At 72.8% G+C, this 10,069-nt stretch carries 7 protein-coding genes and 1 pseudogene; 5 read left to right on the forward strand and 3 right to left on the reverse strand.

All coding sequences use genetic code 11. From position 1 onward, the window contains the following. Positions 1-11 precede the first annotated feature (11 nt). The gene (locus ACZ4EF_RS18890; protein WP_467505470.1) at positions 12-1,532 is read right to left on the reverse strand and encodes an alpha/beta hydrolase family protein; all 1,521 of its coding nucleotides are present in this window, start codon (positions 1,530-1,532) and stop codon (positions 12-14) included. A 216-nt stretch (positions 1,533-1,748) separates the two neighbouring features. Here ACZ4EF_RS18890 and ACZ4EF_RS18895 point away from each other — a divergent pair. The 4 genes and pseudogenes from ACZ4EF_RS18895 to ACZ4EF_RS18910 form a co-directional block, all read left to right on the forward strand. Then, a pseudogene (locus ACZ4EF_RS18895) lies at positions 1,749-2,510 on the forward strand (SDR family oxidoreductase); the annotation flags it as partial. Positions 2,511-2,650: 140 nt separating this feature from the next. Beyond that, a complete protein-coding gene (locus tag ACZ4EF_RS18900; RefSeq protein WP_467505471.1) occupies positions 2,651-4,315 on the forward strand; it encodes an AMP-binding protein in 1,665 nt (554 codons plus the stop codon). A 112-nt stretch (positions 4,316-4,427) separates the two neighbouring features. Then, complete coding sequence (locus ACZ4EF_RS18905) at positions 4,428-5,051, forward strand: TetR/AcrR family transcriptional regulator (protein ID WP_355333369.1); 624 nt, start codon at positions 4,428-4,430, stop codon at positions 5,049-5,051. Positions 5,052-5,069: 18 nt separating this feature from the next. Beyond that, positions 5,070-6,053 carry an NADPH:quinone oxidoreductase family protein gene (locus ACZ4EF_RS18910; protein WP_467505473.1) on the forward strand — a complete coding sequence of 328 codons (984 nt, stop codon included), beginning with the start codon at positions 5,070-5,072 and terminating at the stop codon, positions 6,051-6,053. A gap of 108 nt (positions 6,054-6,161) precedes the next feature. On the opposite strand, the gene ACZ4EF_RS18915 is transcribed toward ACZ4EF_RS18910, so the two are convergent. Beyond that, complete coding sequence (locus ACZ4EF_RS18915; RefSeq protein ID WP_391048496.1) at positions 6,162-7,382, reverse strand: acyl-CoA dehydrogenase family protein; 1,221 nt, start codon at positions 7,380-7,382, stop codon at positions 6,162-6,164. A 6-nt stretch (positions 7,383-7,388) separates the two neighbouring features. Then, positions 7,389-8,468 carry a phosphotransferase family protein gene (locus ACZ4EF_RS18920; RefSeq protein ID WP_391161260.1) on the reverse strand — a complete coding sequence of 360 codons (1,080 nt, stop codon included), beginning with the start codon at positions 8,466-8,468 and terminating at the stop codon, positions 7,389-7,391. Positions 8,469-8,643: 175 nt separating this feature from the next. On the opposite strand from ACZ4EF_RS18920, the gene ACZ4EF_RS18925 reads away from it, so the two are divergent. Continuing rightward, positions 8,644-9,951 (forward strand): glucarate dehydratase family protein, encoded by a 1,308-nt coding sequence (locus tag ACZ4EF_RS18925; RefSeq protein WP_467505475.1) that lies wholly within the window; start codon positions 8,644-8,646, stop codon positions 9,949-9,951. Positions 9,952-10,069: the final 118 nt, after the last annotated feature.

Raw genomic sequence — 10,069 nt, forward strand, 5'->3', positions numbered from 1 at the left:
GGGCCGGGTCCTCAGCCGGGGACCCGGCCCGCGGCGCGCAGCACCAGGCGGGCCAGCTCCTCGTGGCAGATGTCGCTGTGCGCGCCGGACGGCGGCCCGCCCGAGCACACCACCGAGGACGCGTCCACGCTGACGCAGCCGGTCCTCGGCAGCTCACCGGCCAGGGCCCGCTCCAGGGTCAACTCCGGTGCGCCGTCCAGAGCTTGGAAGCCGTCGTGGCCCAGCGCGCCCCAGCGTTCGCCGAAGCCGAGCAGATCCGCTCCCGCGTGGGCGATGTCGCCGAGCAGCGACTCGTCCTCACCCGCGAGCCGCGAGGCCAGCGGGTAGAACACGCCGAGCGCCTGGTCGTGCCGCGAATGGCAGGCCACCAGGGGCCCGGTGACCCGCTGTTGCCTGCCGTGCAGCGCCCCGCCCCGCGCGTCGAAGGGCTGCGGGCCGCTGAACGCGTAGTGCGAGAGGGCCCCTTGGAGCAGGGTCACCGACGAGACCCGGACGGTGGACGGCATGCCGTCCAGGGCGAAGGACACCAGCCGCGCGCCGAAGCTGTGCCCGATCAGGTGGACCCGGACCGAGGGCGCCCGGCGCGCCAGCACCCCGAGCAGCGGCCCGAGCCCGCGCTGCCCGACGGTCCCCGCGCGCCGCTTCATCGCGTAGTACGTGGCCTGCCGCAGCAACTCCTTGGCGCCGTCCCACACGCGCCGGCCGAGCCCGCCGAACACCGCCTCGCCGGACGCCGGTTGGGCCGGGGCGACCTCAGCGCCCGCTGTCGCCAGCGCGTCGGCCAGTGAGAGGCAGGTGGTGACGGGGTCCTGGGTGAAGAGGAGCGGCTCGGCGCCCGGCGCGGTGCCCATGTCCTCGGCGAGGAGGCTGTGGGCGGCGACGCCTTGTGCGGCGGGACCTGAGGCGGCGGGACCCCGTGCGCCGGGAGTCCGTGCGGCGGCGCCCGGACTCGGCGGCGGTCCGGTGAGCGTACGGACCAGCGCGGCGAATTCGTCCAGCCGCTCGGGCGCTTCCGGCCGCTCGGCCAGCAGTTCCGCGATCCGGTCGAGCGTCTGTCCGCTGCCGGGGAAGACCTCGCCGAGCGCGGCCCTGGTCAGGGGGTCGAGCGCGGCGCCCGACGCGGCGGCGCCGTCCGCCACGGGCGCGGCGAGCGTCGGGGAGGTGCGCGGGAAATCGGGGATGGGCTCGTCGCTGAAGCGCATCGACGGCCAGTGCACGCCGACGTAGCCGAAGCGGAGGTCCGGCGCGGCGGCCAGCAGGCCGGGGAAGTGGCCGAAGAAGCCGTCGTAGAGCGCGGTCGCGGTGGCGATGTCGTTGTTCCAGCCGTGCGAGAAGACCACCAGATCGGTCCGGTTCCCGACCGCCTCCAGCAGCGCGTCCCGCTGCCGGGGGTCGGGGTCGCCGTCCGCGTCGAAGGTCAGGTCCCAGTACGGCCGGACGCTGGTCACTGAGGTGCTGGTCACTGAGGTGCCGGTCACGGCCATGGTGCCCCCCTGGAAATACGCCGTGATGGTGTGGTTCGCCCGCATCATCCCGACAGGGTCCGGCGTCGTCCATCCCCCGGACGACTGAATACGCACCGGCTACGTACGCGGCGGCACCGGCTACGTACACGGCGCGCGGCCGGACCCCAGGCCCCGGCGTCCGGGGTCCGCCCCCGCCCCCCGGCCCGGCACTACCGGATTGTGTGACCGACCGCTTAGTATGCGAAGGAGCCGAGTCGAGTCGAAGGAGACACGATCGTGGTCGTGGAAGCAGTGCGCGGCGCCCGGGTGGTCGTCACCGGGGCGGGCGGCGGCATCGGAGCCGCCCTCGCCCGCAGATTCGCCGCCGAGGGCGCCCGGGTCGTGGTGAACGACCTGGACGCCGACGCCGCCCGCGCGGTCGCCGACGAGATCGGCGCGGCCGTCGTCCCCGGCGACGCCTCCGGCATCGTGCCCGCCGCCCGCACCGCGCTCGGCGGCGGCGTCGACATCTTCTGCGCCAACGCCGGGGTCGGCACCGGCGGCGGCCCCGAGGCGGACGACGCCGCCTGGGAGCTGGCCTGGGACGTCAACGTCATGAGCCATGTCCGCGCCGCCCGCGCGCTGCTCCCCGAATGGCTGGAGCGCGGACAGGGGCGCTTCGTGTCCACCGTCTCGGCCGCCGGACTGCTGACGATGATCGGCGCGGCCCCGTACTCGGTCACCAAGCACGGCGCGCTCGCCTTCGCCGAATGGCTCTCGCTCACCTACCGGCACCGCGGCGTCCACGTGCACGCGGTGTGCCCGCAGGGCGTGCGCACCGCGATGCTCCGCTCCACCGGGGTCGCGGGCGACCTCGTGCTCGCGCCGAACGCCATCGAGCCCGAGGACGTCGCCCAGGCGGTGCTCGACGGCATCGCGGCCGACCGCTTCCTGATCCTGCCGCACCCCGAGGTCGCCGGTTATTACGCGGCCCGCGCCGCGGAACCCGACCGCTGGCTCCGCGGCATGAACAAACTCCAGCGCACCTACGAGGAGTTGCGGGCGAAGGAAGCCGGACAGGCCGAGGGCGCGGGGAAGGCCGGGAAAGCCGAGGGCGCGGGGAAGGCCGGGAAAGCCGGGGACGCCGGGAGAGCCGGGCAGACCACGGAATCCGCCAACGCCCCCGCGCGGGAAGGGGAACCGGCATGACCACCTACGCCGACCAGCCCTGGCTCAAGCACTTCACCGACGAGCAGCGCGAGGACGTCGAGCACCCGCCGTCCGTCCTGCACACCTTCCTCGACGTCGCCGCGCGGATACCCGACCACCGCGCGCTCGCCTACTTCGACGGCGCGCTGAGCTACCGCGAACTCGACGCCCTCTCCGACGGGTTGGCCCGGCATCTGGCCGCGCGCGGCTTCGCCCCCGGCGACCGCCTCGCGGTCATGCTGCAAAATGTGCCGCAGTTCGTCGTCGGCCTGCTCGCCGCGTGGAAGGCGGGCGGCACCGTCATCCCGGTCAACCCCATGTACAAGCAGGGCGAGTTGGCGCACATCCTGACCGACGCCGGGGCCGCCGCGATCCTCTGCTCGGAGCGCGCCTGGCAGGGATACGTCCGCGCCACCGTCGTCGACTCGCCGGTCCGTATCGCGCTGACCGCCAGCGAATTCGACCTCCAGACGCGCGACGACAGCCGCGTACTGACCGGGGAACGGCCGCCCGCGCAGGCCGGTGAGGGCGCGGACGACGTGCTCACCGCCGCCCGCGCCGCGGCCGGACCGCGCCCCGACGTCCCCCTGCCCGCCGCCCACGACATCGCGCTGATCAGCTACACCTCGGGCACCAGCGGCAAGCCCAAGGGGGCGCTCAACACACACGGCAACATCTCCTTCAACGCCCACCGGCAGGTACGCGTCCAGGGCTTCGCCGACGACGCCGTCATCTTCGCGCTCGCGCCGCTCTTCCACATCACCGGCATGGTCTGCCAGTTGTCGGCGGGGCTGGCGGGCGGCCACACCGTCGTCCTCGCGTACCGCTTCGAGCCGGGCGTGGTGCTCGACGCCTTCCGCGAGCACCGCCCGACGTACACCGTCGGCCCGTCCACCGCCTTCATGGCGCTGCTGGCCAGGCCCGACGCCGACGCCGCGGACTTCGCGTCCTTCCGGCTGATCTCCTCGGGCGGCGCGCCGCTGCCGCCCGCCGTGGTGGAGGGCTTCCGCGCCCGCTCCGGCGGCCTCTACCTCGCCAACGGCTACGGCCTCACCGAGTGCACGGCCCCCTGCGCCAGCGTCCCGCCCGGCACCGAGGCCCCCGTCGACCCCGCGTCCGGCACCCTCGCCGTCGGCGTTCCGGGACCCGGCACGATGGTCCGGATCCTGGACGACACGGGCGCCGAGGTGCCCTTCGGCGAATCCGGCGAGATCGCCGTCACCGGACCGATGGTCGTACCGGGCTACTGGAACCGGCCGGAGGAGTCCGCGGCGGCCCTGCCCGGCGGCGAGCTGCTGACCGGCGACATCGGCTTCATGGACGAGGACGGCTGGCTCTATGTCGTCGACCGCAAGAAGGACATGATCAACGCGTCCGGCTTCAAGGTCTGGCCGCGCGAGGTCGAGGACGTCCTCTACACCCACCCCGCGGTCCGCGAGGCGGCCGTCGTCGGCGTCCCCGACGCCTACCGCGGCGAGAGCGTCAAGGCGTACGTCAGCCTGCGGCCCGGCGCCACCGCGGGGCCCGAGGAGATCGTCGCCTACTGCAAGGACCGGCTCGCCGCCTTCAAATACCCGCGCGAGGTCGAGGTGCTCGGCGACCTCCCCAAGACGGCCACCGGGAAGATCCTCCGGCGCGAACTCAAGGTCCGGGCCGGATAGGGTTCCCTACCGGCCGGAACGCGCGTCGCTTTGTCGGTACGGCGCCACATCGGTTCACCGGCAGGTCGGTACGGGGATACGTGGGCATGTGGGTACGGAAAGAGGTCAGGCCATGGCACGCAATGCGACGGGCGGCGGCAGCGGCGGCTCCGGCGAGGGCGGCACCGCCGCGGTACCCGAGCGGCTGCTCGCCGAGGCCACCCGGCTCTTCGCCGAGCGCGGCTACGACCGCACCTCCGTCCAGGAGATCGTGGAGGCCGCCGGAGTCACCAAGGGCGCGCTCTACCACTACTTCGGCTCCAAGGACGATCTGCTGCACGAGATCTACGGCCGGGTGCTGCGGCTCCAGACCGAACGTCTCGACGCCATCGCCGCCCGCGACACCGCCGTGCCCGACCGGCTCGCCGAGGCCGCCGCCGATGTCGTCGTCACCAGCATCCAGAACCTGGACGACACCAAGATCTTCTTCCGCTCCATCCACCAGCTCGCCCCGGAGAAGCAGAAGGCGGTACGTGCCGAGCGCCGCCGCTACCACGAGAAGTTCCGCTCCCTGATCGAGGAGGGCCAGCGCGGCGGCCACTTCCGCGCCGACCTGCGGCCCGACCTCGTGGTCGACTTCTTCTTCGGCTCCGTGCACCACCTCGGCACCTGGTACCACGCGGAGGGCCCGCTCTCCGCCGAGCAGGTCGCCACCGAATTCTCCGACCTGCTGCTGCACTCGGTGCGGCGGCACTGACCCGCTGGGAGCTTTGACGTGAAGGCATGGCGCGTGCACGAGAACGGCGAGCCGCGCGAGGCGATGCGCCTCGACGAGGTCCCCACCCCCGAGCCGGGTCCCGGCGAGGTGCTGCTGCGGGTACGCGCCGCCGGGGTCAACTTCCCCGACGCGATGCTCTGCCGGGGCACCTACCAGATCCGGCCGCCGCTGCCGTTCACGCCCGGCGTGGAATTCTGCGGCGAGGTCGTCGCCGTCGGTGAAGGGGTCACGGACCTGGACACCGGCGCCCGCGTCATCACGCCCGCCGCCCTGCCGCGCGGCGCCTTCGCCGAATACGCCGTCGTCCCCGCCGCCGGGGTGCTGCCCGCGCCCGAGGCCCTGGACGACGCCGAGGCCGCCGCCCTCCACATCGGCTACCAGACCGGCTGGTTCGCCCTGCACCGCCGCGCCGCCCTCAGGCCCGGCGAGACGCTGCTCGTGCACGCCGCCGCGGGCGGTGTCGGCAGCGCCGCCGTCCAGCTCGGCAAGGCCGCGGGCGCCACCGTCATCGGTGTCGTCGGCGGCCCCGACAAGGCCGAGGCCGCCCGTGAGCTCGGCGCCGACATCGTCGTGGACCGGCACGCGGAGGACTTCGTCGCGGTCGTCAAGGAAGCCACCGCCGGGCGCGGTGCCAACGTCGTCTTCGACCCCGTCGGCGGCGACTCCTACACCAAGTCCACCAAGTGCGTCGCCTTCGAAGGGCGCATCGTCGTCGTCGGCTTCGCCGGAGGCACCGTCCCCGCGCCCGCGCTCAGCCACGCCCTCGTCAAGAACTACGCCATCCTCGGTCTCCACTGGGGGCTCTACAACACCCACGATCCGGTGGCGGTCCGCCAGGCCCACGAGGCGCTCTGCGAGCTGGCGGCTTCCGGGGCCGTCCGCCCCCTCGTGAGCGAGCGAGTGGCTTTCGGCGGCGCCGCCGAGGCCGTTCAACGCGTCGCGGACGGCACGACGATCGGCCGGCTGGTCGTCCAGCCGTAACGCCCTCAGCGCCCCTGAAAAGACCGGCGCGCCGCCCACCGCGGAGGTACCCCTCCGCGGTGGGCGGCTCAAGACACCGGCGTACCGCCCCGCGCGGGCGCGGTCCCCTTACGGGGTCAGGTACTTCTTCAGCTCGCGGCGGGCGAGCGAGCGCTTGTGGACCTCGTCGGGTCCGTCCGCGAGCCGCAGGCTACGGGCGGCGGCGAAGAGTTGGGACAGGGGGAAGTCCTGGCTGACGCCGCCGGCGCCGTGGACCTGGATGGCGCGGTCGACGATGCGCTGGACGGCGACGGGGGTGGCGATCTTGATGGACTGGATCTCGGTGTGGGCGCCCTGGTTGCCGACGGTGTCCATGAGCCAGGCCGTCTTGAGGACGAGGAGCCGCAACTGCTCGATCTCGACGCGGGCTTCGGCGATCCACTCCTGGACCACGCCCTGGGCGGCGAGCGGCTTGCCGAAGGCGACACGGGAGGCGGCGCGGCGGCACATGAGTTCAAGCGCGCGCTCGGCCATGCCGATCAGCCGCATGCAGTGGTGGATGCGGCCGGGGCCGAGCCGGGCCTGGGCGATGGCGAAGCCGCCGCCCTCCTCGCCGATCAGATTCCCGGCGGGCACGCGCACGTCGTGGAAGACGATCTCGGCGTGACCGCCGTGGTCGCCGTCGTCGAAGCCGAACACCCGCATGCCGCGCCGTACTTCGATGCCGGGGGTGTCGCGCGGCACGAGGATCTGGCTCTGCTGGCGGTGCCGTTCGGCGTCCGGGTCGGTCTTGCCCATGACGATGAAGACCGCGCACTTGGGGTTCATCGCCCCGGAGATGTACCACTTGCGGCCGTTGATCACGTACGAGTCGCCGTCCCGTACGATCCGCGTCTCGATGTTGGTGGCGTCGGAGGAGGCGACGTCCGGCTCGGTCATCGCGAAGGCGGACCTGATCTCCCCGGCGAGCAGCGGCTCCAGCCACTCCTTGCGCTGGGCGGGGGTGCCGAATTCGCTGAGGACTTCCATGTTGCCGGTGTCGGGAGCGGCGCAGTTGAGGGCGGGCGGGGCCAAGTGCGGGCTGCGGCCGGTGAGTTCGGCGAGCGGCGCGTACTGGAGATTGGTCAGTCCCGCGCCGTGCTCGCCGGGCAGGAAGAGATTCCACAGGCCCTGCCGCCTGGCCTCGGCCTTGAGGTCCTCCACCACGGGCGGCGCGGTCCACCGGTCGTCCCCCGTGGCCTCGGCGCGCTGTTCGGCGAAGACCGGCTCGGCGGGGTAGACGTGCTCGTCGAGGAACGCGGTCAGCCGCGACCGCAGCTCCTCGGTACGGGTGTCGAAGGCGAATTCCATGGCTGCTCAGCCTTCCTTCCGGGGGGAGTCCTGCGAGGGGCGCGGCCGGCCCTGCCGCTCGGCGTGCCGCCGGAGCCGGTCGAGGCCGCGTTCGACGAAGTGGGGGACGATGCCGCCGATCCGGTCGAATCCGGCGCCGATCGTCTGCCCGAGGGTGTAGCGGTAGTGGATGCCCTCGGAGATGACGGCGAGCTTGTAGCAGGCGAAGGCCGTGTACCAGTCGACGGTCGACACGTCGCGGCCGGACCGCTCGGCGTACCGCTGGAGGAGTTCCGCCTCCGAGGGGTGGCCGGGCGCGCCGCCCGCCGCCTGGATGGGGAAGTCGGAGGCGATCTGCGGCTCGCTGTAGACCAGCAGCAGCCCGAGGTCGGTGAGCGGGTCGCCGAGGGTGGACATCTCCCAGTCCAGCACGGCGGTGAGCCGGTCGGCGGTGTCCACCAGGACGTTGTCCAGCTTGTAGTCGCCGTGGATGACGGCGCCGCCGGGGGAGTCGGGCAGGGCCGCGCCGAGCGCGGCGTGCAGCGCGTCGATGCCGGGCAGTTCACGGCTGCGGGAGGCGTCGAGCTGCTTGCCCCAGCGGCGCAACTGCCGTTCCAGATAACCCTCGGGGCGGCCGAAGTCGCCGAGGCCGACCGCCGCCGGGTCCACCGCGTGCAGGTCGACCAGCGTGTCGACCAGCGCGAGCACGACCTCGCGGGTCCGCTCGGCGCCCAGCTCCCTGAGCTGGCTCTCGGTGCGGAAGGGGGTGCCCTCGACGAATTCCATGACGTAGAACGGCGCGCCGATCACCTCGCCGTCCTCGCACAGCAGCACCGTGCCCGGCACCGGTACCGGGGTGGCGGCGAGCGCGCTGATCACCCGGTGCTCGCGCGTCATGTCGTGCGCGGTGGCCAGGACGTGCCCGAGCGGCGGTCTGCGGACGACCCATTCGGTGCCGCCGTCGGTGACCCAGTACGTGAGGTTGGACCGGCCGCCCTCGATGAGCTTGCCGCGCAGGCCGCCGCCGACCAGCCCCGGCCGCTCCCGGTCGAGATGGGCGCGCAGCCGGCCCAGATCGAGACCCGGGGGGTTGTCGGTATCGCTCATGCCGTCTCCTCGTCACCGTCGTGGCTTCAGAAATCGTACCGACCAGTCGGTATGTCGTCCAGCTCTTCGCTCTCCCCGTCGCGTCCCGTCCGTCACATCCGCGCTCGGGAGGCCGCATTGACGGCCGTGGTCACCGCACCTACGCTCTGGACTTATGGGTGAACGTAATTCACATATGCAGACAGCAGATCGCTCCGCCGGACTCGTGATCACCGAGGTGCGGCTGACCCCCATCCTCATCGCCGATCCGCCGCTGCTCAACACCCAGGGTGTCCACCAGCCCTACACGCCCCGCCTCATCATCGAGGTCGTCACCGCCGACGGTACGGCCGGGGTGGGCGAGACCTACGGCGACACCCGCTATCTCGACCTCGCCGCGCCCCTGGCCCGCGCGCTGCCCGGCCACACGGTCAGCGATCTGAACGGGCTGTTCACCCTCGCGGAAGAGGTCTGCGGCGACCCCGCCGACGTCTCCGACTCCGTCGACGTCGGCGGGCTGCGCGGTGTGCAGACCGCCGACAAGCTGCGGCTGTCGATCATCTCCGGCTTCGAGGTGGCCTGCCTCGACGCCCTCGGCAAGCACCTCGGCCTGCCGGTGCACGCGCTGCTCGGCGGCAAGGTCCGCGACGCCGTCGACTACAGCGCCTACCTCTTCTACCGGCTCGCCGCCCACCCCGAGGGGCAGGGCGAGGCCGACGACTGGGGTCCCGCCCTCGACCCGGAAGGCGTCGTCGCCCAGGCCCGCCGCTTCGCCGACACGTACGGCTTCGGCTCCTTCAAGCTCAAGGGCGGTGTCTTCCCGCCCGACGAGGAGATCGCCGCCGTACGCGCCCTGGCCGCCGCCTTCCCCGGCCGGCCGCTGCGCCTCGACCCCAACGGCGCCTGGTCGGTGGAGACCTCGCTGTACGTGGCCCGCGAGCTGGGCGAGGTGCTGGAGTACCTGGAGGACCCGGCCAGCACCACCGACCGCATGGCCCGGGTCGCCAGCGGCACCTCCGTGCCGCTGGCGACCAACATGTGCGTGACGACCTTCGCCGAGATCCAGGACGCCTTCACGCGCGGCGCCGTCCAGGTGGTGCTCTCCGACCACCACTACTGGGGCGGCCTGCGCAACACGCAGCAACTCGCCGCGATCTGCCGCACGTTCGGCGTGGGCCTGTCCATGCACTCCAACACCCACCTCGGCATCAGCCTCGCCGCCATGACCCATGTCGCGGCCACCGTGCCCAACCTCGACTACGCCTGCGACTCGCACTACCCGTGGCAGACCGAGGACGTCATCACCCGCCGCCATGTCTTCGAGGACGGCCGCCTCGCCGTCAGCGACCTCCCCGGCCTCGGCGTCGAACTCGACCAGGACGCGCTCAAGGCGCTGCACCAGCGCTGGCTCGACGACGACGGGGCCATGCGCGACCGCGACGACGCCGCCGCGATGCGCAAGGCGGACCCGGACTGGCGGACGCCGCCCGTGCCGCGCTGGTGACACACGCGTGTGGGGGGGGGGGGGGGGGGGGGGGGGGGGGACCAAACCCCCCCACCGCCGCGGCACCCCAACAACCACAAAAAAAAAAAGCAAAGAACAACAGAGACAACAACAACCA

Source organism: Streptomyces sp. NPDC025721 (assembly GCF_055558595.1).

Excerpts from the sequence above, each read along its gene's own strand:
- ACZ4EF_RS18890 (WP_467505470.1), bottom strand. The coding sequence starts at position 1,532 with ATGATGCGGGCGAACCACACCATCACGGCGTATTTCCAGGGGGGCACC.
- ACZ4EF_RS18900 (WP_467505471.1), top strand. The coding sequence starts at position 2,651 with ATGACCACCTACGCCGACCAGCCCTGGCTCAAGCACTTCACCGACGAG.
- ACZ4EF_RS18905 (WP_355333369.1), top strand. The coding sequence starts at position 4,428 with ATGGCACGCAATGCGACGGGCGGCGGCAGCGGCGGCTCCGGCGAGGGC.
- ACZ4EF_RS18915 (WP_391048496.1), bottom strand. The coding sequence starts at position 7,382 with ATGGAATTCGCCTTCGACACCCGTACCGAGGAGCTGCGGTCGCGGCTG.
- ACZ4EF_RS18920 (WP_391161260.1), bottom strand. The coding sequence starts at position 8,468 with ATGAGCGATACCGACAACCCCCCGGGTCTCGATCTGGGCCGGCTGCGC.
- ACZ4EF_RS18925 (WP_467505475.1), top strand. The coding sequence starts at position 8,644 with ATGCAGACAGCAGATCGCTCCGCCGGACTCGTGATCACCGAGGTGCGG.